Below are 25,154 nucleotides of genomic sequence, written 5' to 3' on the forward strand. Positions count from 1 at the left end.
AGGGTGGTCCGGACGCGGGAGGAGCGGAGTGCGGAAGGTGATCTGTGGTGAGGGGCCTGCCCGCTGAACTGCAGCCGAGCCGTTCCAGAGAGACCTCCCGTCCCGGTTCGGGGCGGGCAGCACGACCCGTTCGGCTCCTGCCTGACGGGTTCCGTACGAGTCAAAGGAGGGATCGACGATGACGGGACCGATCGTGTGGAACGGGGGTGACGGGGGCAATGGGGACGGGCACCCTGGTCAGCCCTGGGAGCCGCCGCCACCGCCACCCCCGGACGGGGAGATGCCCGAAGGCGACGGGAAGCACCGCAAGTGAAACGCACCCCGGAGCATGAAGACCGCGCCAGTGAAGAGCTGGCGCGGTTCCTCCGCGAAACCGGAGCCCTCACGCCCGCATGGGCGGAGACTCTCAGGGCGGTACCGCGCGCGCTGTTCTTGCCGGATCTGGTCTGGTCACACGACATGGCTACCGGCCGCAGTGTCCCGGTTTCCCGCACCGACGATCCTGTGGCATGGGAGCACGCCGCCTACGCGAACGTCCCTCTCGTCACCCAGTGGGACGACGGCCGGCACACCGGCGTCCAGCCGGGCACCGTGCCGACCAGTTCCGCGAGCATGCCGTCCGTCGTGTTCTCCATGCTGCGCGACCTGGACGTGAGCGATGCCATGCGCGTGCTCGAAGTTGGTACCGGGACCGGCTGGAACGCCGGACTCCTCGCCCACCGGCTGGGCAGCGGCAGGGTGGTCAGCATCGAGATCGACGCTGCTGTCGCCGAGCAGGCCCGGGCCGGGTTCGAGCGGGCCGGGCTCAGCCCTGAGGTGGTCCACGGGGACGGTCAGGAGGGCTGGTCGGCACGAGCGCCGTATGACCGCGTGATCGTCACCGCAGGTGTGCGAGCCATCTCGCCGCGCTGGCTGGAGCAGACGCGGCCGGGTGGGATCATCCTCGCCCCCTGGGGCACCCACTACACCGACCAGGACGCATTGGTCCGGCTGTCCGTCAGGGAGGACGGAAGCGCAAGTGGGCCATTCCTCCGCATGGTGGAGTTCATGAAGTTGCGGGACCAGCGCCTCGACTGGAGCCGGTTCCACGACTACGTATCGGAGTTCCCCGGGGAAGCGGAGGTGTCCCGCACGTCGGTCACCCTGGCCGACCTGGGCGACCGCTACGAGACCGTACGGTTCGTGACAGGGCTGTGCGTGGCCGGTTGCGCCCATGTCGTCAACCGCTCGGACAAGGGGACCGGGAAGGCCTGGTTCTTCGACCTGGCGAGCCGGTCGTGGGCGGCCGTCGAGTTCGGTAGCAGTACACCGGACGCCGTGGTGTACCAGTCGGGACCACGGCGCCTGTGGGATGAGGTGGAGCAAGCCCTCAAGTGGTGGATGGATCAGGGCCGGCCCCGTCTTGATCGTTTCGGGCTGACGATCGCGCCGGACGGAACCTGTCACCCCTGGTTCGAGCGGCCGACACAGCCCCTCCCGTTCGGCTGACGTTCCCGAGGGGCCAGTAACGCGGGCGGGGGCGCCCGCCCCGGGCGCCCCCGCCCGTCCCGCATTCAAGGCGCTCTTGCGACTTTGTTGCAGTAAGCCTCACCATTGGCTGATTGCAAACCCTTGGCTGGTTGCAGACCCTGAAGCGGAGACCCTGAGATGCACGTACCCGATGGATTCATCAATGCGCCGGTGTCGGCGGCGACCGGTGTGGTTGCTGCGGTGGCCGTTGCGGTCAGCCTGCGTGGGGCGCGGCGGGAGCTGGCGGGTGCGGGGCAAGGGGTCGGGGCCGGGGCGGAGCGGACCGCGCCGCTGGCCGGGCTGGTGGCGGCGTTCATCTTTGCCGTGCAGATGCTGAACTTTCCCGTGGCGGCCGGTACGAGTGGGCATCTGCTGGGCGGGGCGCTCGCGGCGATACTCGTCGGGCCGTACACCGGTGTGCTGTGCGTCTCGGTCGTGCTGCTCATGCAGGGGGTGCTCTTCGCGGACGGTGGGCTGACCGCGCTGGGCGTGAACATCAGCGATATGGCGATCGTGACGACCGTGGTCGCCTATGCGGTGTTCCGGCTGCTGGTGAAGGTGCTGCCGCGGCGGCGCAGTTCGGTGACCGTCGCTTCGTTCGTCGGGGCGCTGGTTTCCGTGCCGGCCGCGGCGGTGGCGTTCACCGGGATCTACGCGCTGGGCGGGACCGCCGATGTGCCGATCGGGAAGGTGTTCGCGGCCATGGTCGGCGTGCATGTGCTGATCGGGATCGGCGAGGCGGTCATCACCGCGCTGACGGTGGGTGCGGTGATCGCCGTGCGGCCCGACCTGGTGTACGGGGCGCGGGGGCTTGCCAAGCCGTTGGAGCTGCGGACCTCGCCGCTGGCCGGGGCCGGCAGTGACCCCGTTCCGGCCACTGCTCCCCACGAGCCCGTCGCGGCCGCCGCCCCCCGCCGTTCCGCCCGCCGCGTCTGGCTGGCCGGGGTCGCCGCCGCGCTGGTGTGCGCGGGCGGCCTCAGCTACTACGCCTCCGCGAGCCCCGACGGCCTGGAGAAGGTCGCCCACGACCAGGGCATCGACGCCAAGGCCAAGGACCACGCCACCAAGGACTCGCCGCTCGCCGACTACAGCGTCAAGGACATCGCCGACCCGCGGCTGGCCGGCGGTCTCGCCGGGGTCATCGGGGTCGGCGCCACCCTGGCCGCCGGCACCGGCGTCTTCGTGGCCGTACGCCGCCGCAGGAACGCCGGGCCGGCCGGGAACCCCGCACCGGCCGCCGACGGAACCGGAAACCCGGCAGCGGCCGAGAATGCCGTACCGGCCGCCGAAGGAAGCGGGAACGCCTGACATGGGGGCCGGCCACGCACACAAGCTCTACCGGCACGGGCACTCACCGGTGCACGCGCTGCCCGCGCACTGCAAGATCGCCGCGGTGTTCGGCTTCGTCCTGATCGTCGTCTCCACCCCGCGCGAGGCGGTCTGGGCCTTCGGGCTCTACGCACTGCTGATCACGGCCGCCGCCGTCGCGGCCCGGGTCCCGGCCGGCTTCCTCCTCAAGCGGCTGCTGATCGAGGTGCCGTTCGTCGCCTTCGCCCTGCTGATGCCGTTCGTGGCCGAGGGGCCGCGCCTGCACGCCCTCGGGCTGAGCCTGAGCGAGTCCGGTCTCTGGGGCGCCTGGAACGTCCTGGCCAAGGGGACGCTGGGCGTCGCCGCGTCCGTGCTGCTCGCGGCCACCACCGAACTGCGCGAACTCCTCCTCGGCCTGCAGCGCCTGCGGATGCCGCCGCTGCTCGTCCAGATCGCCTCCTTCATGATCCGCTACGGCGACGTGATCACCGACGAGATGCGGCGGATGCGGATCGCCCGCCTCTCCCGCGGCTTCGAGGCCCGCGGCGTACGCCACTGGGGCGTGCTCGCCAAGTCCGCCGGAGCACTGTTCATCCGCTCCTACGAGCGCGGCGAACGGGTCCACCTCGCCATGGTCAGCCGCGGCTACACCGGCACCATGCCCGTCATCGACGCCACCACCGCCACCCGCACACAATGGACCCGCGCGGCCGCCCTCCCCCTGGCCGCGTTCGCCGTCTGCCTCCTGGGATGGACCCTTTGAGCACCGCACCACCCGCCGCCGCGCCCGCCCCCTCGCTCGCCGTCTCCGGCCTCGCCTACGCCTACCCCGACGGCCACCAGGCGCTGTTCGGCGTCGACCTGACCGTCGCCCGCGGCGAACGCGTCGCCCTGCTCGGCCCCAACGGCGCCGGCAAGACCACCCTCGTCCTGCACCTCAACGGCATCCTCGAAGCCGGCGCCGGCAGCGTCGCGGTGGCCGGACTGCCGGTCACCAAGCAGCACCTCGCCGAGATCCGCCGCCGGGTCGGCATCGTCTTCCAGGACCCGGACGACCAGCTGTTCATGCCCACCGTCCGCGAGGACGTCGCCTTCGGCCCGGCCGCGTCGGGGCTGCGCGGCGCCGAACTTCAGGAGCGGGTCACCGAGGCGCTCACCCGGGTCGGCATGGAGGACTTCGCCGACCGCCCGCCGCACCACCTCTCCTTCGGCCAGCGCCGCCGGGTGGCCGTCGCCACCGTCCTGGCCATGCGTCCGGAGATCCTCGTCCTGGACGAGCCGTCCTCCAACCTCGACCCGGCCTCCCGCCGCGAACTCGCCGATATCCTGCGGTCGTTGGACGTCACCGTCCTGATGGTCACCCACGACCTGCCGTACGCGCTGGAGCTGTGCCCGCGGTCCGTCGTGCTCTCCGGTGGCGTACTGGTCGCCGACGGCACCACCCAGGAGCTGCTGTGCGACGACGAGCTGATGCGCACCCACCGCCTGGAGCTCCCCTTCGGGTTCGACCCCCGCTCGGTCACCGTCCCGCAGTGATGACGCCCCGTCCCGCAGTGCGGCCCCGGACTACCGCCCGCCCCGCCGCCCCCGTGTGACGAACGCCACGGCCCGAGGCCCTGGTCATCAGCACCGATCCGCGCGTTGCACCATTGATGGGTCACGAAAGCGACGGATGAGTGGGAAGCGGGAATCAGTGGTGGACGTCCAGGGCACGGTCGAGGACGGCTTCGAGCCGGTCCGGGACGCCTTCATGGCCAACTTCGCGCGACGCGGAGAGCGGGGGGCGGCGGTCGCCGTCTACCGGCACGGCCGGAAGGTCGTCGACCTGTGGGGCGGTACGAAGGACGGTGACGGCGCGCAGGACGGCACGGCCGCACCCTGGGAGGCCGGCACCGCCCAGGTGATCCGCTCCGCGACCAAGGGCATCGCCGCCGTCGTCCCGCTGCTGCTGCACCAGCGCGGACAGCTCGACCTGGACGCGCCCGTCGGTACGTACTGGCCCGAGTTCAAGGCCGCCGGCAAGGAACGCGTCCTCGTCCGCCACCTCCTCTCCCACCGCGCCGGACTGCCCGTCCTCGACATCCCGCTCACCCCCGCCCAGGCCCTCGACGGCACCAGCGGCCCCACCGCGGTCGCCGCCCAGGCACCAGTCTGGGAGCCGGGCACGGACCACGGCTACCACGCCCAGACCTTCAGCTGGCTGCTCGGCGAACTGGTGCTGCGGGTCACCGGCCGCACCCTCGGCATCTGGGTCGCCGAGGAGATATCCGGGCCGCTCGGCCTGGACCTGTGGATCGGCCTGCCGGACGCGGAACAGTCCCGGGTCGGCCGCCTGGCCCCCGTCACGGCCCCCGCGCCGCCCGCCGCCCAGGGCCTCCGCGTCCGCCCCAAGCGGACCGTCGCGGCGGCGTACGAGGACCCGACCTCCCTCACGAGCCGCGCCTTCGCGGCGATCTCGCCGGGCCCCGACGAGAACGACCCCGCCTTCCGCGCCGCCGAACTGCCCGCCTCGGCGGGCGTCGCCACGGCCCGCGCGCTGGCCCGTTGCTACGCCGCGCTGATCGGCGCGGTCGACGGGCACCCGCGGCTCTTCGCCCCCGCGACCCTCACCCTCGCCCGCACCGAGGAGTCCGCGGGCCTCGACCGCACGCTGCTGGTCTCCACCCGCTTCGGCCTCGGCTTCATGCTCCACGGCCCGGCCTCGCCGCTGCTCTCGCCCGGCTCCTTCGGCCACCCCGGCCGCGGCGGCGCCCTTGCCTGCGCGGACCCCGAAACCGGCGTCGCCTTCGGCTACGTGACGAACGGGATGCAACGGAACGTCACGGCGGACCCCCGTGCGCAGGCGCTGCTGCGAGCTGTATCCCACGTTGTCGGGTGACCCCGCCGTACCTCTTCTGTTTTTTCGCCTTCGGCGGGGTGGGGTTTAGGGCCGGGGGCGCCTGGTGGGTGGTGGGTGCCGGGTTCGGCCCTCCGGCGCCTGTGTTGTGGACTGCTTCGCTTTACGTCCACAACACAGGCGCCTCCGGTCCGCCCCCTCCCGCCGGTGGGGCGCCCCCGCCCGGGGAGGGCATGGGACTGGGGCAGAGCCCCAGTCTTTTTCCCCCACCGGGCGGGGGGCGCGTTCACGACCGCAGGGGGTGGGCCGGAGGGGGCGGGTTTCCGGGCTTCGCTTCCAAGGGCCTAATAAGGAGCGAAGGCGGAGCGCCAGCGGAGCGTAAAGCGAAGCAGTCCGGAAACCCGCCCCCGGAGGACCGCACCCGGCACCACAACGAAACCGAGCGCCCCCCGGCCCAAACCCCCACGCCCGCCGAAGGCGGAAGAACAGCAACCCCCACGGCGGGCAAGCCGAACACGTGCGGCGAGTCTCAGCCTGCGTAAAGCATCAGGCCGATCCCCACCACCATCAGCCCCGCGGCAGCGATCCGTGGGGTGCCGAAGCGTTCCTTGAAGAACAGGGCGCCGATCGCCGCGCCGACGATGATGGAGGACTCGCGGAGGGCGGCGATGGGGGCGAGGGGGGCGCGTGTCTGGGCCCACAGGACCAGGCCGTAGGCGAGGACGGAGAGGATTCCGCCGGCCAGGCCGCGGGCCGCGAACGGGCGGAGGGCGGTGAGGAGTTGGCCCCGGTGGACGGCGAGGGCCCAGAGGGGGATCACGAGGCCTTCGAGGATCATCAGCCAGGCGATGTAGCCCAGCGGCGTGCCGGCGGCGCGGACGCCGAGGCCGTCGACGGTGGTGTAGGAGGCGATGGACAGACCGGTGGCGAGGGCCGCGATGATGGCCGGCCAGTGCGGCCGGGTGCCGGCGGCGCGGACGCCCCAGAGGGCCACGCCGACCAGGCCCGTGGAGGCGAGGGCGACGCCCGCGAGGGCCCAGGGGCCGGGGGTCTCGTGGACGAAGACGGCGGCCAGGACGGTGACGACGAGCGGGGCGCTGCCGCGGGCGATGGGGTACATCTGCCCGAAGTCGCCCAGCTTGAACGACCGCATGAGCAGGGCCTGGTAGACGATGTGCAGGACGGCGGAGCCCAGCAGGTAGGGCCAGGCGCCGGCGGCCGGCAGCGGGGTGGCGAAGGCCAGGACCGCGCCGCAGAGGGCACCACCGCCGCCGACGAGCGTGAAGGCGAGGAGCTGGTCGCGTATGCCGTGGGCGATCGCGTTCCAGCTGGCGTGCGTCACGGCGGCCGCGAGGACGGCCGCGACGACCAGCGGGGTCACGAGGAACGCTCGCGCACGTCCACGACCCTGCCCTGCGCGTGCTCGATCAGCGTCGTGGGAGCGAGCGGGAAGACCGTGTGCGGGGTGCCGGCGGCGGCCCAGACCTCGTCGTGGGCGAGCAGCCCGCGGTCGGCCAGGACGCGGGTGCGGACGCGGTGGCCGAAGGGCGGTACCCCGCCGATCGCGTAGCCGGTGGTCTCGCGGACCAGGGCGGCGTCGGCGCGGGTGACCTTCGTGGCCTGCAGTTCCGTACGGACGCGTTGCACGTCGACGCGGGAGGCGCCGTCCATCAGGACCAGGACCGGTTCGCTGTCCGCCGTGAAGATCAGCGACTTCACGATCTGGGCCAGCTCGCAGCCGATGGCCGCGGCGGCGTCGGCGGCGGTGCGGGTGCCCTCGGGGAAGCTGCGGACCGGCACGGTGAGGCCGAGGTCGGCGAGGGCCTGGGCGAAGCGTGGGTGAGCGGGGGAGGGAGAGGGGGAGGGTGAGGGGGTGGGGGCGTCGGAGGGGGAAAGCGACATGGCCCGCACGCTAGCGAAAGCTGTACGGGCCATGCGACCGGGTTCCGGTGTGTGAGAGGGGCGCCCGCGAGGGGCGCCCCGGTCGGTTCAGCCGGCGGTGAGGATCGAGCGGACCACCGGGCCCGCGTTGGAGCCGCCGTGGCCGCTGGCCGGGACGACGGCCGCCGCGGCCAGGTCGTTGCGGTACGCGGTGAACCAGGCGTTCGGCTTCTTCTGGTTGTCGACCTCGGCGGAACCGGTCTTGGCGCCGATGTCACCGCTGACCCCGGACATCGCCTCGGCGGCCGTACCGGAGGTCGCGGTCAGCTTCATCAGCGACTTCAGGCCGGACTGGGTGGACGGCTTCAGGGCGCGGGCGGCCTTGGCGAAGGTCCGGTTGTCCAGCGACGGCGCGACGATGTACGGCTGGTGGAAGGAGCCGGCGTGGACCGTGGCGGCGAACGTGGCGACGTTGAGCGGGTTCATCCGCACGCCGCCCTGCCCGATCAGCGAGGCCGCCATCTGCGCGTCGTGCTGCACCGGCACCGCGCCGTCGAAGGTGGGGATGCCGGTCTGCCAGTTCAGGCCGATGCCGAAGACGTCCCGCGCCTCGTTCGTCAGGTCGTCGTCCTTGAGCTTGGGCGCCAGCGAGATGAAGGCGTTGTTGCAGGACGCGGCGAAGCTCTGCGCGAAGGTGCCGTCCTTGATCTCGGACTTGCCGTCGTTCTGGAACTTCCAGCCGCCGACCGTGAAGTACTTGGGGCACGGGTGCTTCTTGCCGGGCGAGGTCAGGCCCTTGTCCAGGAACATCGCCGACGTGATGATCTTCATCGTTGACCCGGGGGCCAGCGACCCCTGGGTGGCCATGTTGAAGCCCTTCGCCGGGGAGTTGGCGAGCGCCAGGATCTCACCCGTACTGGGCTTGACCGCGGCCGCCGAGGCGGACTTCTTGCCGCGGATCGCCTTCTCGGCCGCCGACTGGAGCTTGGCGTCCAGGGTGGTCTTCAACGTGCCGGGGGTGCCCTTGGAGAGCACCTTCAGGGTCTTGTCGGGCTGCTGGTCGGCCGGCTTGGCCGCCTTGGCGCGCTTGATGTACAGCTCCACGCCGGGCTTGCCGCCGGTCTTGGCGCCGTACTTGTCGCGCAGGCTCGCGAGGATCCCGGTCAGCGTGGGGTGCGCCTCGGGGGTCAGCTCGACCCCGTTGCGGTCCACGGCCTTGATCGGCGGCGCCTCGGCCTCGCCGGTCCGCAGCTCGTCGCCCTTGGCCAGGCCCGGGTACAGCACGGCCGGCTGCCAGGAGACGACCGGCTTGCCGGTGGCCTTGTCCCGGTGGAGGGTCGCCGAGGCGCGGTACGAGTACGGCGCCTCGGTGCCCTTGTAGTCGATCTGCGCGGCGACGGTGTACGGGATCTTGTCGCCGGCGGGGGTGCCGGGCGTCACCGTCACCTTGGAGAACCCGGCCCGCTTGGCGAACGTCGTGAGCGCCGCCTTGGCGGTGTCGGGGCTGTCGGTCAGCTTCGCGGCCTTGGCGGCGTCGCCGGACTGCCAGGCGGTCAGGAACTCCTGGCCGGCGGTCTGCACCTCCTTGGCGGAGAGCGGGCCGGTCGGCACCTTGGGCGCGTTGTCACCGGCCGCGGCGTCCGCGGACCGGACCTCCTGCGGCGTCGCGTCGTCCGAGCCGCCGAACAGCGTGAAGCCGCCCACGACTCCCGCCACCAGGGCCACCGATCCGCCGATCAGCCCGTACTTCACCTCACGGCGCATGCCACCGATTCCCTCCCATAAGCCTCGTCCTTGAATACGCACACAAGAACGTGCCACGCACTCTAAGGGACACGGGAAGAGCACCGAGTCTCGATCCGGGCACGGTCCGGTGACGCGCTGTTGTAAGCCTGTGACGGAATCGTCGAATTCCGGCGGCGGCTCACACCCAGCTGTCGAACCACATCCGGTGGTGCCAGGCGCTCTTCGGGATCGGCAGGCCCGTGTAGAGCGGATAGAAGTAGATGAAGTTCCAGACGATGAGGAGGACCAGGACGCCGGCTCCTACGGCGCCGATGGTCCGGCGGCGCTCGCTCGCCCCCGGCGGGCCGAGGATCGCGCCGATCATCATGGCCAGCGCCAGGCACAGGAACGGCACGAAGACGACGGCGTAGAAGAGGAAGATCGTGCGTTCCTGGTAGAGGAACCAGGGGAGGTAGCCGGCGGCGACCCCGCAGGCGATTGCGCCGGCCCGCCAGTCCCGCTTGAACAGCCAGCGGTACAGGACGTACAGCAGCGCGAAGCAGGACGCCCACCACAGCAGCGGGGTGCCCAGCGCCAGGACCTCGCGGGCGCAGCCCTCGGCCGCGGTGCAGCCGTCCTGGCCGAATTTGGGGTCCTCGTAGAAGTACGACACCGGGCGGCCCAGGACCAGCCAGCTCCAGGGGTTGGACTGGTAGGTGTGCGGGGTGGTCAGTCCGGTGTGGAAGGCGTAGACCTCGGTCTGGTAGTGCCACAGGCTGCGCAGCCAGTCCGGCAGCCAGGTCCAGCCGGCCGCCCGGCCGTCCGGGGTGGTGGCCCAGTCGCGGTAGTAGCCGCCCTTGGTGGCGATCCAGCCGGTCCAGGACGCCAGGTAGGTGGCCAGGGCGACGACGACGGTGGAGCCGAAGGCGGCCAGCGCGTCGCGGCGCAGCGCCGAGCGGAACGGGCGCCGGGCGCCGGCCGTGCGGCGGGCCGCGACGTCCCAGAGGAACGACATCAGGGCGAACGCCGCGAGGAAGTACAGACCGTTCCATTTGGTGGCCGAGGCCAGGCCCAGGCAGAGACCGGCCGCGATCCGCCAGGGCCGCCACCCCAGCCGGAGCCGGTCGCCGACGTCCGCGTCCGGGCGGGCCACCCCGTCCGGGCTCATGGGGAGCGCCGCGGCGAGCCGGGCGCGGGTGCGGTCCCGGTCCGCCAGCAGGCAGCCGAACGCGGCCACCACCCAGAACATCACGATCAGGTCGAGCAGCGCGGTACGGCTCATCACGAAGTGCAGCCCGTCCACCGCCAGCAGTGTCCCGGCCAGGCAGCCCAGCGCCGTGGACCGCATCAGCCGCCGCCCGATCCGGCAGATCAGCAGCACCGACAGGGTGCCGAGCAGCGCCACCATGAACCGCCAGCCGAAGGGGTTCATGCCCAGCGCCCACTCGCCGACCGCGATCAGCCACTTGCCCGCCGGGGGGTGGACGACGTACGAGTGCTCCGGCGAGAGCAGGATCTGCGGCGGATGGGCCACCAGCGCGTCATTGGCGTTCTTGGCCCAGGTGCCCTCGTAGCCGTACTGGAGCAGCGACCAGGCGTCCTTGGGGTAGTACGTCTCGTCGAATATCACCTTCCGCGGGCTGCCGAGGTTCCAGAACCGCAGGACCCCCGCGAACAGCGCCACCAGCAGCGGGCCGCCCCAGCCCGACCAGCGGGCCAGCCGGGCCGCCGCGTCCGGTCCGGCGCCGAACACCGCCCACAGCCGGCCGCCCGCCCGCGGGTACGCGGGCACCAGCCGGGTCCGGACGTCGGCCGGCGGCGCGGCCGGATATCCGAATCGGCGCAGCCGCCGCTGCCAGACGGGGGGCTGCCGGGCCGGCTCCGGAGCGGCGTGCGCGGCGGCGTCGGTCGCGGTGGTGTCACTCGTCACCCGGCCCATCGTAGGGAAGCGGCCTGTGGACCGGTGCGGAGCGCCACCGGCGGATGCCCGGCGGGCCGGGGCGGGTCGGCGGGCCGGCGGTGTGCTGGGAGGATGGGCGGGTGACTGGAGTGCTGGTACTTGCAGGGACGCCCATCGGCGACATCGCGGACGCGCCGCCGCGGCTCGCCGCCGAACTGGCCGCCGCCGAGGTGATCGCCGCCGAGGACACCCGGCGGCTGCGCCGGCTGACCCAGGCGCTGGACGTGACGCCCACCGGCCGGATCGTGTCGTACTTCGAGGGCAACGAGGCGGCCCGCACGCCGGAGCTCGCCGACGCGCTGGCCGGCGGCGCCCGGGTGCTGCTGGTCACCGACGCCGGCATGCCGTCGGTCTCCGACCCGGGCTACCGGCTGGTGGCGGCCGCCGTCGAGCGCGGCATCAAGGTCACCGCCGTACCGGGCCCGAGCGCGGTGCTCACCGCGCTGGCCGTCTCCGGTCTGCCGGTGGACCGCTTCTGCTTCGAGGGTTTCCCGCCGCGCAAGGCCGGCGAACGGCGCTCCCGGCTGCGCGAGGTCGCCGACGAGCGGCGCACCCTGGTGTATTTCGAGGCGCCGCACCGGCTCGACGACACCCTCGCCGCGATGGCCGAGGTCTTCGGCCCGGACCGCCGGGCCGCGGTCTGCCGCGAGCTGACCAAGACGTACGAGGAGGTCAAGCGCGGCACGCTGGGCGAGCTGGCGACCTGGGCGGCCGAGGGCGTACGGGGCGAGATCACCATCGTCGTGGAGGGTGCGCCGGAGAGCGGTCCGCAGGAGCTGGCGCCCGAGGAGCTGGTGCGCCGGGTGCGGGTCCGCGAGGAGGCGGGGGAGCGGCGCAAGGAGGCCATCGCGGCGGTCGCGGCGGAGGCAGGGCTGCCCAAGCGGGAGGTCTTCGACGCGGTGGTCGCGGCGAAGAACGCGGAGAAGGCGGGCTGAGACGACGGCTGGGAAGCGGGCCCCGGCGGGCGTCCCGGCGCCTTCCGCGCCACCCGGAAACCGGCCGCCGAAGAATAATGCGCAGGCCACGGAGAAAACCGACTCATCAGAAGGTAAATGACTGGCCGGAAAGGTAAAGCGCAGGCCGAGGCGTTGGGGTGATTTTCCTACCGTCGGCCAAATCTGGGCCAATACCGTCGGAGAGCTGCTGCATTGCGCCCCGGAAAGGCGTCCACTGGGTGAGGGACGAACCGTTCCCGAAGACCTTGTCCAGCGGACAAGAGGAGCGCAAATGAGCGAGCGTAGCGAGCGAATCATCGAGAGGTGCGCGCCGAGCGAGTGCGAGGCCGAGCGAAGCGAGGTTTCGGCATGAGCGAGATCGCCAAGACCACCGCGGCGAACGCCACCGGCGTCCACCCCATCCCCCAGCCCGAGCCCGCCGCCCACGAGGCGTACTCCTTCGCCTGCATGAAGTGCGGGTACGGCTGGGAGCAGGCCTACGACATAGTCCACCAGCTCGACGGCAAGGGCCGGGAGCGGGTCGTCTACTACACGGACGGCGAGCGGGTACCGTCCCCGCTGACCTGCCCCACCTGCCTGAGCTGCGGCAGCAACGTCGTCCGCATCATGCGCTCCGGACAGGTCTCGATGGTCTCCCACGCGATTGCGAACATGCACCAGCGCCAGCACGGCAGCGAGAAGATCCCCAAGGGCGAGAAGAACGACAAGAACGAGAAGAAGGGCACCCCCGCCGCGGAGCGCACCGGCAGCACCGCCGAGGCGCCCCCGGAGGACGGCAAGCACCACTGGCACCTCTCCGACCTGCTGCACCCCTTCCAGCACCACCGCAGGTGAGCGCCGGCCGCGGTCCTCGTAGGATCGCGGCCATGGCACCGCAGGACAAGAACACCCCGCCGCCGCTGCCCGAACCCCTTCGGGTGGCGGTCGCGGACTCGCACACCCACCTGGACATGCAGGAGGGGACGACCGAGGAAGCGCTCGCCAAGGCCGCCTCCGTCGGCGTCACCACCGTCGTCCAGGTCGGCTGCGACCTCAAGGGCTCCCAGTGGGCCGCCGACACGGCCGCCGCCCACGAGAGCGTGCACGCCACCGTCGCCCTGCACCCCAACGAGGCACCCCGGATCGTCCTCGGCGACCCCGATGGCTGGTCGCGGCAGGGCGCTCGGGAGGCGGGCGGTGACGCCGCGCTGGACGAGGCCCTCGCGGAGATCGACCGGCTCGCCGCCCTGCCCCAGGTCCGCGGCGTCGGCGAGACCGGCCTCGACCACTTCCGCACCGGCCCCGACGGCATGGCCGCCCAGGAGCGCTCCTTCCGCGCCCACATCGAGATCGCCAAGCGGCACGACAAGGCCCTGGTCATCCACGACCGCGAGGCCCACGAGGACGTGCTGCGGATCCTGCGCGAGGAAGGCGCACCCGAGCGGACCGTCTTCCACTGCTACTCCGGCGACGCCGAGATGGCCAAGACCTGCGCCGCGGCCGGCTACTTCATGTCCTTCGCCGGCAACGTCACCTTCAAGAACGCCCAGCCGCTGCGCGACGCCCTCGCCGTCGCCCCGCCGGAACTCGTCCTGGTCGAGACCGACGCCCCCTTCCTCACCCCCGCCCCGTACCGCGGACGGGCCAACGCCCCCTACCTCATTCCGGTCACCCTGCGCGCGATGGCCGACGTCAAGGGAATGACCGAGGACACCCTCGCGACGGCCGTCGCCGCCAACACGGCACGCGCCTTCGGCTACTGACCACCGCGCCCGCCGCCGTCACCACGGCGAGCCGGGCGTCCCCTGAAGTGAGCACTTTCCGTACCGGACCGACTTTGGAGAGTGACCGCGGCTCGGCTAGCCTCCGCCCGTCAACCGCATCCGTGGCATGTGGAGCGCGCCGTGAGTCTTCCGCAGAGCAGCAGCCACCGCGCCGCGCGCGGCCGTCGCAGACGCCGCGCCGAACGCCCCGAGGCCCTGCGGCGACTGCTGCCCCGGGCCGCGGTCGTCGCCTTCCTCGCCGGCGGCACCACCGCCTTCATCGCCCACGACAAGGCCGTCCGGCTCAGCGTCGACGGGACCCCCCGCACCCTGCACACCTTCGCCGACGACGTCGAGGACCTGCTCGCCGATGAAGAGCTCGGCATCGGCGACCACGACATCGTCGCGCCCGCCCCCGGCACCGACCTGCACAGCGGCGACGAGATCGTGGTCCGGCACGGCCGGCCGGTCGTGCTCACCATCGACGGCCAGCGCCACCAGGTGTGGACCACCGCCCACACCGTCGCCGGCGCCCTCCACCAGCTCGGGGTGCGCGCCGAGGGCGCCTACCTCTCCACCTCCCGCTCCCGCCGCATCGAACGGCACGGCATCGAACTCGCGGTCCGCACCGAACGCACCGTCGTCTTCGTCGCCGACGGCCGCGAACACCGCGTCCGCACCAACGCCGCCACCGTCCGCGAGGCCCTCGCCGACGCCGGGCTGGCCCTGCGCGACCAGGACACCACCTCCGTACCGCCGGACAGCTTCCCGCGCGAGGGCCAGACCATCTCCGTGCTGCGGATCACCGGCGGCAAGGAGGTCCGCGAGGAGCCCGTCCCGTTCCGTACGGTCAAACGGACCGACCCGCAGCTGGCCCGCGGCACCGAGGCCGTCGTCCAGCAGGGACGGCCCGGCGTGCGGCGGGTCACCTACCGGCTGCGCACCGTCAACGGCGTCAGACAAAAGCCGAAACGGCTGCACACCGAGCTCGTCCGGGCCCCCCGCCCGCAGATCGTGCACATCGGCACCAAACAACTGCCGCTCTCCGTACGCGGCGCCGACCACCTCGCCTGGGACGCACTGGCCCGGTGCGAGGCCGGCGGCCGGCCCGACGCGGTCGATTCCTCCGGCACCTACGGCGGCCTCTACCAGTTCGACGTCGCCACCTGGCACGCCCTCGGCGGCCGCGGCCGCCCCCAGGACGCCCCCGCCGAGGAACAGACCTACCGTGCCAAGAAGCTCTACATCACCCGGGGGGCGAGCCCGTGGCCGGTGTGCGGCCGTAAGCTTCACGGGTGAGCAAGAGTACGACCGACGAGTCCGGCCCGCTGCTGGGTCCTGCCGACATCCGCGAACTGGCCGCGACGCTGGGCGTACGCCCCACCAAGCAGCGCGGCCAGAACTTCGTCATCGACGCCAACACCGTCCGCCGGATCGTGCGGACCGCCGATGTCCGGCCCGACGACGTCGTCGTCGAGATCGGCCCCGGGCTCGGGTCACTGACCCTGGCCCTGCTGGAGGCCGCCGACCGGGTCACCGCCGTCGAGATCGACGACGTCCTGGCGGCCGCGCTGCCGGCCACCGTCACCGCCCGGCTGCCCGAGCGCGCCGACCGCTTCGCGCTGGTGCACAGCGACGCGATGCACGTCACCGAACTCCCCGGCCCCGCCCCCACCGCCCTGGTCGCCAACCTCCCCTACAACGTCGCGGTCCCGGTCCTGCTCCACATGCTCGCCACGTTCCCGTCCATCGACCGCACCCTGGTCATGGTCCAGTCCGAGGTCGCCGACCGGCTCGCCGCCCGCCCCGGCAACAAGGTCTACGGCGTGCCGTCGGTCAAGGCCAACTGGTACGCCGAGGTCAAGCGGGCCGGCGCCATCGGCCGCACCGTCTTCTGGCCCGCGCCCAACGTCGACTCCGGCCTGGTCTCCCTGGTCCGCCGGGAGCGGCCGGTCGCGACCTCCGCGCGCCGCGACGAGGTCTTCGCCGTCGTCGATGCCGCGTTCGCCCAGCGCCGCAAGACGCTGCGGGCCGCGCTCTCCGGCTGGGCCGGCTCGGCCGCCGCGGCCGAGGCCGCGCTGGTCGCCGCGGGCATCTCGCCACAGGCCCGCGGCGAGGCCCTGACGGTCGAGGAATTCGCCCGGATCGCGGAGAACCGGGAGGCAGGCAAGTGACGACGACGGTGACGGTACGGGTCCCCGCGAAGGTCAACGTCCAGCTGGCGGTCGGCGCCGCGCGCCCCGACGGCTTCCACGACCTCGCGAACGTCTTCCTCGCGGTCGGCCTGTACGACGAGGTCACCGCCACCCCCGCGGACACCCTGCGGATCACCGCCGAGGGCCACGACGTCGACCGGATCCCGCTGGACCGGACGAACCTGGCCGCCCGGGCCGCCGAACTCCTCGCCGCCCGCTACGGCCGCAGCCCCGACGTCCACCTCCACATCACCAAGGACATCCCGGTCGCCGGCGGCATGGCCGGCGGCAGCGCCGACGCCGCGGGCGCCCTGCTGGCCTGCGACACCCTCTGGTCCACCGGTGCCTCCCGGGACGAACTCCTCGACATCTGCGCCGAGTTGGGCAGCGACGTACCGTTCAGCCTGGTCGGCGGCGCGGCACTGGGCCGCGGCCGCGGCGAGCTCCTGACCCCCCTCCCCGTCGGCGGCGCCTTCCACTGGGTCTTCGCGGTCGCCGACGGCGGACTGTCCACCCCGGCCGTCTACGGCGAGTTCGACCGCCTGACAGAGGGGACGGACGTGCCCGAGCCCGAGGCCGACCCCACCCTGCTCGCCGCCCTCGCCAGCGGTGACGCCACGGCCCTCGCCGCCGCCCTCACCAACGACCTCCAGCCCGCGGCCCTTTCCCTGCGCCCGTCCCTGTCCGCCACCCTGGCCGCCGGCACCGCCGCCGGCGCCCTGGCCTCCCTGGTCTCCGGCTCGGGCCCGACCACGGCGTTCCTCGTCAAGGACGCCGAGTCGGCCCGCGCTGTGGCCGCGGCACTGCTGGCGTCGGGGACCTGCCGGGCGGTGCGGGTGGCGGACTCACCGGCGGCGGGGGCTACGGTTCTCTAGGGGGCGGGGCGGCAGCCTCTAGAGGGGCGAGGATCCCTAGGGGGCGTTCGAACGGATCCCGTAGGGGACGCGAGGCCCCCCTGCGGGGCCACAACGGGTGCGGGGGCGGCGATATTCCCGGTTGCGGGGGCGACGATATTCCGTGCTTTGCCGCGGCTGCCCTCCGCCCCGGCGTCTCAAGTACCCGGCAGCGCCGCATCCTTGACGGCGCAGACGAAGGACGACCAGGCCGCGGCGGGAAAGACTATCGCCGGCCCGTGCGGGTCCTTGGAGTCACGGACGGGGACGACACCGGGGAGGCCGTCGACCACCTCGACGCAGTCCCCGCCGTCGCCGTTGGTGTAGCTGCTCTTGCGCCAGACGGCGGTGCTCAAGTCAATCCGGTTGTTTGTCATGTCGATAACCTCAGTTGACGAAGTGGTCGAACTCGCCGTTCTTCACGCCGAGGATGAAGGCGGCGAGTTTCTCCGGCGTGGTTCTGACGATCACTTGGGGGTCGTCGCTTTCGCGAAGGAGTATTTCGCCGGAAGCCCTGGCTGTTTCGAGGCACTGCTCGCTGCTCCCGGAAAAGCTCGATTTCTGCCACCTGAGTTCGCTGCTCATGGTCTGTCTCTCACAGTTCTTTTGCGACGTGGTGAATAAAACTTCGCGACTGTTCGGGCGTGAGTGCTGCCTGCTCGGCGAGGTCGAGCAGGGCGCGATAGCGATCGAGGTCAGCGGCTGCGTCAAGGTAGCGGCCGCTGAACGGGGTGTCGATGTGCACGGTATCGAGCTGTCGAACGATGCCACTCGCGTACAACACCGTCTGCGTCACGTCAATGAAATCCTCGCTGGCGAATGGGATGACACGGAGAATGAGGCCCGGCCGCTCAGACATGCACAAGAGGTGTTCGAGCTGTCCGCGCGTAACCTTTCGCCCGCCTACGCGCATGCGCAGCGCTGCCTCGTGCACGATGGCCTCGAAATGCGGTGGTTCATCTCGTTCCAAGATTGCCCGCCGCTTCATGCGATGCTCGACCCGGGCCTGCAGTTCGTCGTCGGGCAGCCGCGGAATTGTGCTGGCGAAAAGGGCGTGGGCGTGCTCCTCGGTCTGGAGGACCCCGGGCAACGTGACGGGTTGTAGGTAACGCAGTCTGGTGGCGTGGTGTTCCAGCTCCGCGATATCGAGGAATCCGGGAGCGAGGATGCCGCGATAGTCGTCCCACCAGTGCTGGCCGCGATGCTCGCGTGCCATGGCGCACAGCGCTTCGACGAGGGCCTCGTTGTCGCAGGCGTAGAAGACGGCGAGCCGGCGGATGCGGTCCTCGCTGACTCCGACGCGGCCCGCCTCGATGTGACTGATCTTGGCTTGGTCGGTCGAAACCAGCGCCGCTGCCTCTCGGGCGGTCTTGCCCGCGCGTTCACGCAACTTCCGCAGCTCGACCCCGAGTCGGGCTTGGCGGGCCGTTGGGTTGTCCCTCGGCGGCATGTCACCTTCCCCTATCCGCGCACAGTGTCGCGCCTAACGGTGCCACGGTCCACCCAACCTGATTAACCCTGAGCGACAACCTTGCCCCGGGGCATATATGCCCCCTACGGTCCGAGTAGTGCCGCGTCGCACGCCGCGGCCTCCCGAAGTGCCGCCGTCTGCATACCGGTTGGGCCGCCCAAGGGTGGTCCATGCGTCAGTGCGCCGAACCGAACGCAGCGCACAGGAAGGTGTAGCCGTATGCCCATCCACCACCACCCCACCCCCGACGACGTGCACGACAGTGCCGAGGCGCTGCGTACCGCGCTCAAGGACAACGGCATCACGCTGCCCTCGCTCGGTGTCGATCTGCCGGGCTTCGCGGGCAGTTACGCCGTCCCGCTCGTCGCCCTCGGTAACTGCAACGCGGTCACCGCGCGCAAGCTCGCCGAGGTTCTCCGCAAGGCGGCTGCGCGGTGAACGGCATGGCGGGATGGCTCCGAACGCGCCTTGAAGCGCTGCTGAGTTGGTTACTTCCGGGGCGGGGCGGTCATCGGGGGAGCAGCGGTACCGGCGTTCTGTGCGTCATCGACGCCGCCGTCCCTGGCGCCCCGCCGGCGGTTCCGGTGGGGCGCCGCCTGGTGCATGTGCGCCGGGTGCCGCCCGGCCTGCTCCTGTTGTGCGGGGAGGACAGTCGCCTCGTCCGGCCGTACGTGGGCAGGCAGGAGCCGTGGCGGAGCCCGCCGGCCCACGACGTCAGGCGCCGGGAGCTGGCGGAGCGGGTGCGGATGCTCAACGCATGGTCGTCCGGTGGGTGCGGGCGACGGTGACCCGAGGGCTTGCAGGGCCTGCAGGGCTTGCAGGGCCTACTGAGACTGGTCGGCGGCCGCCGCTGCCAGTACCCCCGCCACCAGGTGTCCCGCCGCCACCGCGGCCCCATCGCTGGTCGGGACGCAGCGGTCCGTCGTCGGGTCGTAGGCGGTCATGATCACGCCGGCGTGGTCGGTGTCCGGCTCCTGCAGCGTCACCGGGTGGCCCGCGGCGCGCAGCGCCTCGGCAAGGTCGCGGGAGTATCGGGGCGCCACGATCGGGTCGCGGCTGCCGTGGACGAGGTGCACCGGGACGGCCGGGTCCCGGCCCGCGGCGAGGTCGGCCAGCGGGGCGGTCCCGGTGGTGCGGGCCGGCAAGTCGTAGCGGCCCGCTACGCCCACCACCGCCCTCGGCCGCCACTCCTGCGCAACCTCGGGCCGCTGCGCGACCCCCAGCGCGGCACCGGCCCCCGCCGACCAGCCGGCCAGCACGAAGGACTCACCGTCGCCGCCCAGCCCGCCCGCTTCCTTGCGGGCGAAGGCCAGCGACTCCAGGAGCTGCGACCGGCCGCCGTCCGCGGCGTCCGAGCGCCAGTCCGGTACGAGGACCAGCAGACCGCGCGCCGCCGCGGTGCGCGCCAGGGGTTCGAGGACGTCGCGTTCGTCGGGGCCGATGCCGTGCCAGAGCAGGACGGCCGGTGCCGGGTGCGCCGCCCCCTCCGGGCGGTAGAGGTCCAGCTGCTTGCCGCTCGGGCCGTAGACCAGCCCGCGTTCCGTCTCGACTGTCACACCTGTGTCCGAGGTCATGTGGGGACGCTACCCAACGGGGGTTCGCCGGCGCCCGGCAGCCGGCTCCACGGCCTCGGCCACGTGCGACCCGGGGCCCTGTGCAAAACTCGGGGCGAGCCGGTGCACCGCACGGCCTGAGCCGCGTATCCCAGGAGTGCACCACATGGCAGAGCCGCATCCCCACTGGCCCGGCGGCCAGGTGCGTCGACCGGAGACCTACAACGGGTTCGCGGTGGCCTCTCTGGTCCTGTCGCTGATGTCCCTGCTGCTGCTCGTCGGCTTCGGCGTGGTCGGCCTGCTCGGGTCGCTTCTCCTCTTCATACCGCCGGCGCTGGTCTGCAGCGTGATCGCCGGTGTGCAGACCCTCAAAACGGGGCAGCGCGGCGTGGGCCTCGCGGTCGCCGGGTTTCTCCTCGCCGTGCCCGGCTGGCTGGTGGTCGCCGTTCTGCTGTGGTGATCCCGCCGTCTCCGGCCGCGGAGCTCCGTCTCAAGCACCGACGATCGCCGATGATCACCAGCGGCACATGGGCCGCGGCCCCTCAGCCGCTTTCCCCGTCGGGGTGCTTCCGGAGGCCGACTACGCTGGGAAGGTCGATCGATGTGAAGCGCATCGTGGGAAGCGCAGGAGTGAGATGGCCGTCAACCTCGTCAATCTGGAAGCCGTCGGCAAGGTCTACGGGACCCGTGCCCTGCTCGACGGTGTTTCCCTCGGCGTCAACGAGGGGGAACGGATCGGCGTCGTCGGGCGCAACGGCGACGGCAAGACGACCCTCATCCGGATCCTGGCCAAGCTGGAGGGCGCCGACGACGGCCGGGTCACGCACTCCGGCGGGCTGCGGCTCGGCGTACTGTCCCAGCACGACTCGCTGGACCCGGCCGCCACCATCCGGCACGAGGTCATCGGCGACCTCGCCGACCACGAGTGGGCCGGCAACGCCAAGATCCGCGATGTGCTGACCGGCCTCTTCGGCGATCTGCACCTGCCCGGTTTCACCCACGGTCTGGACACCGTCATCGGGCCGCTGTCCGGCGGCGAGCGGCGGCGGATCGCGCTCGCCAAGCTGCTGATCGCCGAGCAGGATCTGATCGTCCTCGACGAGCCCACCAACCACCTCGACGTCGAGGGCATCTCCTGGCTGGCCCGGCACCTGCAGGCCCGGCGCTCGGCGCTGGTCGTCGTCACCCACGACCGCTGGTTCCTCGACCAGGTCTGCACCCGCATGTGGGACGTGCAGCGCGGCGATGTGCACGAGTACGAGGGCGGCTACAGCGACTACGTCTTCGCCCGCGCCGAGCGGGAGCGGATCGCGGCCAGCGAGGAGGCCAAGCGGCAGAACCTGATGCGCAAGGAGCTGGCGTGGCTGCGCCGCGGCGCCCCGGCCCGTACCAGCAAGCCGCGCTTCCGCATCGAGGCCGCCAACGAGCTGATCGCGGACGTGCCGCCGCCGCGGGACAGCGCCGAGCTGATGAAGTTCGCCAACTCCCGGCTGGGCAAGACCGTCTTCGACCTGGAGGACGTGACCGTCCAGGCCGGCCCGAAGGTGCTGCTCAAGCACCTGACCTGGCAGCTGGGCCCCGGTGACCGGATCGGCCTGGTCGGCGTCAACGGCGCGGGCAAGACCTCGCTGCTGCGGGCGCTTGCCGAGGCGGCCCGTACGGAGGGCGAGGCGCAGCCGGTCGGCGGCCGGATCGCCGTCGGCAAGACCGTGAAACTGGCCTACCTCTCGCAGGAGGTCGCCGAACTCGACCCGGACTGGCGGGTGCTGGAGGCCGTCCAGCGGGTCCGGGAACGCGTCGACCTGGGCAAGGGCCGGGAGATGACCGCCGGCCAGCTCTGCGAGAAGTTCGGCTTCACGAAGGAGAAGCAGTGGACGCCGGTCGGCGACCTGTCCGGCGGTGAGCGCCGCCGGCTGCAGATCCTGCGGCTGCTGATGGACGAGCCCAACGTCCTCTTCCTCGACGAGCCGACCAACGACCTGGACATCGAGACGCTGACGCAGCTGGAGGACCTGCTCGACGGCTGGCCCGGCTCGCTGATCGTCATCAGCCACGACCGGTACTTCATCGAGCGCACCACCGACCGGGTCCTCGCGCTGCTCGGCGACGCCACGCTGCGGATGCTGCCGCGCGGCCTGGACGAGTACCTGGAGCGCCGCCAGAAGGTCATCGAGGCCGCCACCCCGGCCCCCGCGCAGCCGGCCGAGGCGCCGAAGAAGACCGCCGCGATCAACCGCGCGGCCCAGAAGGAGCTCCAGAAGATCGAGCGCCAGCTGGACAAGATCGGCGACAAGGAGGCGAAGCTGCACGCCCAGATCGCCGAGCACGCCACCGACTTCGAAAAGGTCGCCGGCCTCGACGCCCAGCTGCGCGAACTGTCCGCCGAGCGGGATGAGTTGGAGATGCGCTGGCTGGAGCTGGCGGAGGACGCGTAGGAGGGTACCTAGGGGATGGTCGAACAGATCCCCTAAGGGTCGTGAGGCCCCCCTGTGGGCCCATCAACGGAGTGGGGGCGGGAGATATTCCCGCGCCCACGGCGTACGGGCCCACGGCGTACGGTCCCCGCGGAGCACAACCCCCACGGCGTACGGCCCCCACCGCCCAAGGACCTCAGCCCAACGGCTTCAGCCCAACGGCTTCAGCCCAACGGCTTCAGTTCAGACCAGCGGACTCAGCTCAACGGACTCAGGCCAGCGGCTTGCGGACCTCGTTGCGGATCTTGCCCGCCTGGTCCGCGAACTTCTGCAGGTCGATGGACTGGGGATCCTTCGACAGGTCCGCGGCATCGGTCTCGGCGACGTTCATGGACGTGCTGGAGTCGGCCCCTATGCAGAACGTCAGCGTGACCTTCTGCCCCATCTCCGTGCGCACGTCCACGCCGCAGGTCAGCGGGTCCCCGCCGCCGCTCGGCGTGAACTTCTTCTCCGCCACCGCGACGACCGTCTTCCCGTCGCGCGTCATCCCCTGGATGGCGTGCTCGACGGTCGTCTCCGGGTCGTCTATGGAGCCGTACATCCCCAGCATCACCAGGGACTTGGTCCCGCTGGCGTACTGCCCGGCGACCGTCTTCATGCCGTGTTCGTTGGCCCCGTCGTTCGGCACCGAGCCGTCGGCCTGCTGGGAGATGTCCTTGGCGAGCTTGTACTCCCCGCCCGCCAGCGTCTGCGGCACCGTGATCCGGTACTTCGGCCCGCCTGAACCACCCGAACCGCCGGAACCGCCCGAGCCGCCCCCGCGGAGCGCCACGGTCGACGCGATGCTCCCGACCACCAGCACACCGACGATCGCGCCGATGATTCCCCCCACCTTTCGGCTCTTGTTGCGGGGTGGGACCGGCGGCGGCATCATTCCGGGCCCGCCGTAACCGGGGTAGCCCTGCGGCGGCACCCCGTAAGGAGGCTGCGGCGGCGCCCCGTACGGCCCCTGTGCGGGGGCGTCATAGGGCCCCTGCGGCGCGTACGGCCCCGGGGGCGGCGGTATCTGACCACCGGGAACCTGACCACCGGGAACCTGACCGCCCGGAACCTGACCGCCCGGTATCTGCTGCGGGTATCCGCCGGGCGGACCCGCCGGCGGCGTTCCGTAACCCGGCGCGCCCCCGAAGCCGTTGTGCGGCTGCTGCGGTGTACTCATGGCCTTCCTTCGCTCACGTCTCGCCCCACCCCGGCATCGAACCGCGCCGTGTGCACCGCATGGAGCCGGTCGTCCCGTCCCCCGCCTGCTGCCGTCAACTGTGGCACACGGCACCGACACCGGCTCCGACACCGGCCCTGGCACAGGCTCCGGGACCGGCCCTGGCACACGCTCCGGGACCGACACCGACACCGGCCCCGGGGCGTTCCTCGCGCAGGCCGGGCACCGGTGGAGCGTCTCGTTCCGGCGGCAATCGGCCCCGAATGGCCGGGATTCCAGCATTCCGGGGGGCTTCTGCCCGGTAGGGGGCGCGCGTCGGCAGTCGAGCGTGTAGCTTCCCGGGGACGAACGGCCCGGCCGGGGCGCGCCGGGGCCGCGCGGAGGGAGGGGGTTGCTCTATGGGCGTGCGGCTCATGGTGGTCGACGATCACCGGCTGCTCGCGGAGGCGCTCGCCTCGGCGCTGAAACTGCGCGGGCACCGGGTGCTGGCGGCCGCCGCGCCGAGTGCCGGGGCCGCGGAGCTGGTGGTGAGCCGGGCGCCCGAGGTGTGCCTGCTGGGGACCGCGGCGCCCGCCCAGCCGGGCACCTTCGACCCGGTCGTACGGATCAAGAAGGAGCGGCCGCAGGTGGCGGTGGTGGTGCTGGGTCCGGTGCCCAGCCCGCGCGGGATCGCCGCTGCGTTCGCGGCCGGGGCGTCCGGGTACGTCCGCAACGACGAGCGGATCGAGGGCGTCGAACGGGCCATGATGAAGGCCCGGGCGGGGGAGTCGGCGGTCTCGCCGCAGCTGTTGCAGCAGGCGTTCGAGGAGTTGCTGCACCCGGCGGCGCAGCCGGACGACGAGGGCGCGCGGCTGCTGGAGTTGCTCACCCCGCGCGAGGTCGAGGTCCTGATGCGGGTCGCGGACGGCGAGGACACCCGGCTGATCGCGGCCGGGATGGAGATCGCGCCGAGCACCGCGCGCACGCATGTGCAGCGGGTGCTGATGAAGCTGGAGGTCGGCTCCCGGCTGGAGGCGGCCGCGCTGGCGGCGCGTACCGGGCTGCTGGACCGGGCGGGCCGCGGGCGGCCGGCAGGGACGGCGGCGGGGAGGGCGGCGGCCGGGACGGTGGCGGCGGAGACGGACGAGCCGTCCCCGCCGCAGGGGTAGAAGCCGGGGCCGGCGCCGGTCAGCCCCCGGCGGGCCCGTCGTCGGCTGCGGCCCGGAGCTCCTCGGTCGTGGGCGGCACGGTCGGCCGCAGCTTCAGCCAGACCAGGAAGAACAGGCCGAGGACGAGCATGCCGAGGCCCGTCCAGAGGTTGATGTTGATGTCCTGGGCCTTCTTGAGGTCCGCGTCGGAGGCGGTGATTCCGGCGATCGTGACGATCACGCCGTAGACGACGAACAGGCCGCCGATGATGCGCCGTACATCGAAGAGCCGGGCGGCGGTCGCCGATTCGCGCTCCAGCTCCTCGACCTCGTGCTGGTAGTCACTCATGGTGGGTCAACTCCGC

General features: G+C 72.1%; 25 protein-coding genes. 15 read left to right on the forward strand and 10 right to left on the reverse strand.

Annotated elements, in window-relative coordinates:
• The first annotated feature begins 309 nt into the window (after positions 1-309).
• From ACGF4C_RS23815 to ACGF4C_RS23835, 5 genes are all read left to right on the forward strand, one after another.
• The gene (locus ACGF4C_RS23815) at positions 310-1,488 is read left to right on the forward strand and encodes a methyltransferase domain-containing protein (RefSeq protein ID WP_393568827.1); all 1,179 of its coding nucleotides are present in this window, start codon (positions 310-312) and stop codon (positions 1,486-1,488) included.
• A gap of 159 nt (positions 1,489-1,647) precedes the next feature.
• Complete coding sequence (locus ACGF4C_RS23820; protein WP_393568828.1) at positions 1,648-2,817, forward strand: energy-coupling factor ABC transporter permease; 1,170 nt, start codon at positions 1,648-1,650, stop codon at positions 2,815-2,817.
• Between the two features lies 1 nt (position 2,818).
• Positions 2,819-3,580: a cobalt ECF transporter T component CbiQ gene (gene cbiQ, locus ACGF4C_RS23825; protein ID WP_393568829.1), complete on the forward strand. Its 762-nt coding sequence runs from the start codon at positions 2,819-2,821 to the stop codon at positions 3,578-3,580.
• On the forward strand, positions 3,577-4,353 hold the full coding sequence (locus ACGF4C_RS23830; RefSeq protein WP_393568830.1) for an energy-coupling factor ABC transporter ATP-binding protein: 777 nt from the start codon (positions 3,577-3,579) through the stop codon (positions 4,351-4,353). Before cbiQ ends, ACGF4C_RS23830 begins: the two co-directional genes overlap by 4 nt.
• Before the next feature lie 136 nt (positions 4,354-4,489).
• On the forward strand, positions 4,490-5,695 hold the full coding sequence (locus tag ACGF4C_RS23835; protein WP_393568831.1) for a serine hydrolase domain-containing protein: 1,206 nt from the start codon (positions 4,490-4,492) through the stop codon (positions 5,693-5,695).
• Between the two features lie 487 nt (positions 5,696-6,182).
• Here the strand turns inward: ACGF4C_RS23835 and ACGF4C_RS23840 are convergent, their stop codons facing one another.
• From ACGF4C_RS23840 to ACGF4C_RS23855, 4 genes are all read right to left on the reverse strand, one after another.
• Positions 6,183-7,034, reverse strand: coding sequence for an EamA family transporter (locus ACGF4C_RS23840; protein ID WP_393568832.1), 852 nt, complete (start codon positions 7,032-7,034; stop codon positions 6,183-6,185).
• Positions 7,031-7,555, reverse strand: a complete 525-nt coding sequence (locus ACGF4C_RS23845; protein WP_393568833.1) for a YbaK/EbsC family protein — start codon at positions 7,553-7,555, stop codon at positions 7,031-7,033. Before ACGF4C_RS23845 ends, ACGF4C_RS23840 begins: the two co-directional genes overlap by 4 nt.
• An 87-nt stretch (positions 7,556-7,642) precedes the next feature.
• Positions 7,643-9,298: a penicillin-binding transpeptidase domain-containing protein gene (locus ACGF4C_RS23850; protein ID WP_393568834.1), complete on the reverse strand. Its 1,656-nt coding sequence runs from the start codon at positions 9,296-9,298 to the stop codon at positions 7,643-7,645.
• A gap of 160 nt (positions 9,299-9,458) precedes the next feature.
• Positions 9,459-11,198: a dolichyl-phosphate-mannose--protein mannosyltransferase gene (locus ACGF4C_RS23855; RefSeq protein WP_393568835.1), complete on the reverse strand. Its 1,740-nt coding sequence runs from the start codon at positions 11,196-11,198 to the stop codon at positions 9,459-9,461.
• Between the two features lie 101 nt (positions 11,199-11,299).
• Between ACGF4C_RS23855 and rsmI the strand changes: the two genes are divergently transcribed.
• The 6 genes from rsmI to ACGF4C_RS23885 all read left to right on the forward strand — a co-directional run bounded on the left by rsmI (position 11,300) and on the right by ACGF4C_RS23885 (position 16,987).
• Entirely contained in the window at positions 11,300-12,154 is an 855-nt protein-coding gene (gene rsmI / locus ACGF4C_RS23860) for a 16S rRNA (cytidine(1402)-2'-O)-methyltransferase (protein ID WP_362139994.1), read from the forward strand.
• A 369-nt stretch (positions 12,155-12,523) separates the two neighbouring features.
• Positions 12,524-13,009 (forward strand): hypothetical protein, encoded by a 486-nt coding sequence (locus ACGF4C_RS23865; RefSeq protein ID WP_393568836.1) that lies wholly within the window; start codon positions 12,524-12,526, stop codon positions 13,007-13,009.
• Positions 13,010-13,041: 32 nt separating this feature from the next.
• Positions 13,042-13,917: a TatD family hydrolase gene (locus ACGF4C_RS23870; RefSeq protein WP_393568837.1), complete on the forward strand. Its 876-nt coding sequence runs from the start codon at positions 13,042-13,044 to the stop codon at positions 13,915-13,917.
• Positions 13,918-14,046: 129 nt separating this feature from the next.
• Positions 14,047-15,216: a ubiquitin-like domain-containing protein gene (locus tag ACGF4C_RS23875; RefSeq protein WP_393568838.1), complete on the forward strand. Its 1,170-nt coding sequence runs from the start codon at positions 14,047-14,049 to the stop codon at positions 15,214-15,216.
• Positions 15,213-16,091 (forward strand): 16S rRNA (adenine(1518)-N(6)/adenine(1519)-N(6))-dimethyltransferase RsmA, encoded by an 879-nt coding sequence (rsmA, locus tag ACGF4C_RS23880; protein ID WP_393568839.1) that lies wholly within the window; start codon positions 15,213-15,215, stop codon positions 16,089-16,091. The genes ACGF4C_RS23875 and rsmA overlap by 4 nt, the downstream gene beginning before the upstream one ends.
• Positions 16,088-16,987 carry a 4-(cytidine 5'-diphospho)-2-C-methyl-D-erythritol kinase gene (locus tag ACGF4C_RS23885; protein ID WP_393568840.1) on the forward strand — a complete coding sequence of 300 codons (900 nt, stop codon included), beginning with the start codon at positions 16,088-16,090 and terminating at the stop codon, positions 16,985-16,987. Before rsmA ends, ACGF4C_RS23885 begins: the two co-directional genes overlap by 4 nt.
• A gap of 176 nt (positions 16,988-17,163) precedes the next feature.
• On the opposite strand, the gene ACGF4C_RS23890 is transcribed toward ACGF4C_RS23885, so the two are convergent.
• Genes ACGF4C_RS23890 through ACGF4C_RS23900 form a run of 3 tightly spaced genes read right to left on the reverse strand, consistent with a single transcriptional unit; the run spans position 17,164 to position 18,455 of the window.
• Complete coding sequence (locus ACGF4C_RS23890; RefSeq protein WP_393568841.1) at positions 17,164-17,382, reverse strand: DUF397 domain-containing protein; 219 nt, start codon at positions 17,380-17,382, stop codon at positions 17,164-17,166.
• Between the two features lie 10 nt (positions 17,383-17,392).
• Positions 17,393-17,590, reverse strand: coding sequence for a DUF397 domain-containing protein (locus ACGF4C_RS23895; RefSeq protein ID WP_362140013.1), 198 nt, complete (start codon positions 17,588-17,590; stop codon positions 17,393-17,395).
• Positions 17,591-17,600: 10 nt separating this feature from the next.
• Positions 17,601-18,455, reverse strand: a complete 855-nt coding sequence (locus tag ACGF4C_RS23900; protein ID WP_393568842.1) for a helix-turn-helix domain-containing protein — start codon at positions 18,453-18,455, stop codon at positions 17,601-17,603.
• A 240-nt stretch (positions 18,456-18,695) separates the two neighbouring features.
• Here ACGF4C_RS23900 and ACGF4C_RS23905 point away from each other — a divergent pair, with 240 nt between their 5' ends.
• Positions 18,696-18,914 (forward strand): hypothetical protein, encoded by a 219-nt coding sequence (locus tag ACGF4C_RS23905; protein ID WP_393568843.1) that lies wholly within the window; start codon positions 18,696-18,698, stop codon positions 18,912-18,914.
• A 386-nt stretch (positions 18,915-19,300) separates the two neighbouring features.
• Here ACGF4C_RS23905 and ACGF4C_RS23910 read toward each other — a convergent pair whose 3' ends face one another.
• Positions 19,301-20,050 carry an alpha/beta hydrolase gene (locus ACGF4C_RS23910; RefSeq protein WP_393568844.1) on the reverse strand — a complete coding sequence of 250 codons (750 nt, stop codon included), beginning with the start codon at positions 20,048-20,050 and terminating at the stop codon, positions 19,301-19,303.
• A 145-nt stretch (positions 20,051-20,195) separates the two neighbouring features.
• Here ACGF4C_RS23910 and ACGF4C_RS23915 point away from each other — a divergent pair, with 145 nt between their 5' ends.
• Both ACGF4C_RS23915 and ACGF4C_RS23920 read left to right on the forward strand, forming a co-directional pair.
• Positions 20,196-20,489, forward strand: a complete 294-nt coding sequence (locus tag ACGF4C_RS23915; RefSeq protein WP_393568845.1) for a hypothetical protein — start codon at positions 20,196-20,198, stop codon at positions 20,487-20,489.
• 175 nt (positions 20,490-20,664) lie between these two features.
• The gene (locus ACGF4C_RS23920; RefSeq protein WP_393568846.1) at positions 20,665-22,464 is read left to right on the forward strand and encodes an ABC-F family ATP-binding cassette domain-containing protein; all 1,800 of its coding nucleotides are present in this window, start codon (positions 20,665-20,667) and stop codon (positions 22,462-22,464) included.
• A gap of 250 nt (positions 22,465-22,714) precedes the next feature.
• Here ACGF4C_RS23920 and ACGF4C_RS23925 read toward each other — a convergent pair whose 3' ends face one another.
• Complete coding sequence (locus ACGF4C_RS23925) at positions 22,715-23,662, reverse strand: hypothetical protein (RefSeq protein WP_393568847.1); 948 nt, start codon at positions 23,660-23,662, stop codon at positions 22,715-22,717.
• A 398-nt stretch (positions 23,663-24,060) separates the two neighbouring features.
• Between ACGF4C_RS23925 and ACGF4C_RS23930 the strand changes: the two genes are divergently transcribed.
• Complete coding sequence (locus ACGF4C_RS23930; RefSeq protein WP_393568848.1) at positions 24,061-24,810, forward strand: response regulator transcription factor; 750 nt, start codon at positions 24,061-24,063, stop codon at positions 24,808-24,810.
• Positions 24,811-24,829: 19 nt separating this feature from the next.
• On the opposite strand, the gene ACGF4C_RS23935 is transcribed toward ACGF4C_RS23930, so the two are convergent.
• A complete protein-coding gene (locus tag ACGF4C_RS23935) occupies positions 24,830-25,138 on the reverse strand; it encodes a hypothetical protein (RefSeq protein WP_393568849.1) in 309 nt (102 codons plus the stop codon).
• Positions 25,139-25,154 lie beyond the last annotated feature (16 nt).

This window comes from Streptomyces sp. NPDC048197, from assembly GCF_043202395.1.
GTDB classification, from domain to species: domain Bacteria; phylum Actinomycetota; class Actinomycetes; order Streptomycetales; family Streptomycetaceae; genus Streptomyces; species Streptomyces siderophoricus.

Bases quoted from the DNA above. Each gene is read 5' to 3' on its own strand.
- ACGF4C_RS23820 (WP_393568828.1), top strand. From the start codon at position 1,648: ATGCACGTACCCGATGGATTCATCAATGCGCCGGTGTCGGCGGCGACC.
- cbiQ (WP_393568829.1), top strand. From the start codon at position 2,819: ATGGGGGCCGGCCACGCACACAAGCTCTACCGGCACGGGCACTCACCG.
- ACGF4C_RS23835 (WP_393568831.1), top strand. From the start codon at position 4,490: ATGAGTGGGAAGCGGGAATCAGTGGTGGACGTCCAGGGCACGGTCGAG.
- ACGF4C_RS23845 (WP_393568833.1), bottom strand. From the start codon at position 7,555: ATGTCGCTTTCCCCCTCCGACGCCCCCACCCCCTCACCCTCCCCCTCT.
- ACGF4C_RS23850 (WP_393568834.1), bottom strand. From the start codon at position 9,298: ATGCGCCGTGAGGTGAAGTACGGGCTGATCGGCGGATCGGTGGCCCTG.
- ACGF4C_RS23855 (WP_393568835.1), bottom strand. From the start codon at position 11,198: ATGGGCCGGGTGACGAGTGACACCACCGCGACCGACGCCGCCGCGCAC.
- ACGF4C_RS23865 (WP_393568836.1), top strand. From the start codon at position 12,524: ATGAGCGAGATCGCCAAGACCACCGCGGCGAACGCCACCGGCGTCCAC.
- ACGF4C_RS23870 (WP_393568837.1), top strand. From the start codon at position 13,042: ATGGCACCGCAGGACAAGAACACCCCGCCGCCGCTGCCCGAACCCCTT.
- ACGF4C_RS23890 (WP_393568841.1), bottom strand. From the start codon at position 17,382: ATGACAAACAACCGGATTGACTTGAGCACCGCCGTCTGGCGCAAGAGC.
- ACGF4C_RS23895 (WP_362140013.1), bottom strand. From the start codon at position 17,590: ATGAGCAGCGAACTCAGGTGGCAGAAATCGAGCTTTTCCGGGAGCAGC.
- ACGF4C_RS23900 (WP_393568842.1), bottom strand. From the start codon at position 18,455: ATGCCGCCGAGGGACAACCCAACGGCCCGCCAAGCCCGACTCGGGGTC.
- ACGF4C_RS23905 (WP_393568843.1), top strand. From the start codon at position 18,696: ATGCCCATCCACCACCACCCCACCCCCGACGACGTGCACGACAGTGCC.
- ACGF4C_RS23910 (WP_393568844.1), bottom strand. From the start codon at position 20,050: ATGACCTCGGACACAGGTGTGACAGTCGAGACGGAACGCGGGCTGGTC.
- ACGF4C_RS23915 (WP_393568845.1), top strand. From the start codon at position 20,196: ATGGCAGAGCCGCATCCCCACTGGCCCGGCGGCCAGGTGCGTCGACCG.
- ACGF4C_RS23920 (WP_393568846.1), top strand. From the start codon at position 20,665: ATGGCCGTCAACCTCGTCAATCTGGAAGCCGTCGGCAAGGTCTACGGG.
- ACGF4C_RS23925 (WP_393568847.1), bottom strand. From the start codon at position 23,662: ATGAGTACACCGCAGCAGCCGCACAACGGCTTCGGGGGCGCGCCGGGT.
- ACGF4C_RS23930 (WP_393568848.1), top strand. From the start codon at position 24,061: ATGGGCGTGCGGCTCATGGTGGTCGACGATCACCGGCTGCTCGCGGAG.
- ACGF4C_RS23935 (WP_393568849.1), bottom strand. From the start codon at position 25,138: ATGAGTGACTACCAGCACGAGGTCGAGGAGCTGGAGCGCGAATCGGCG.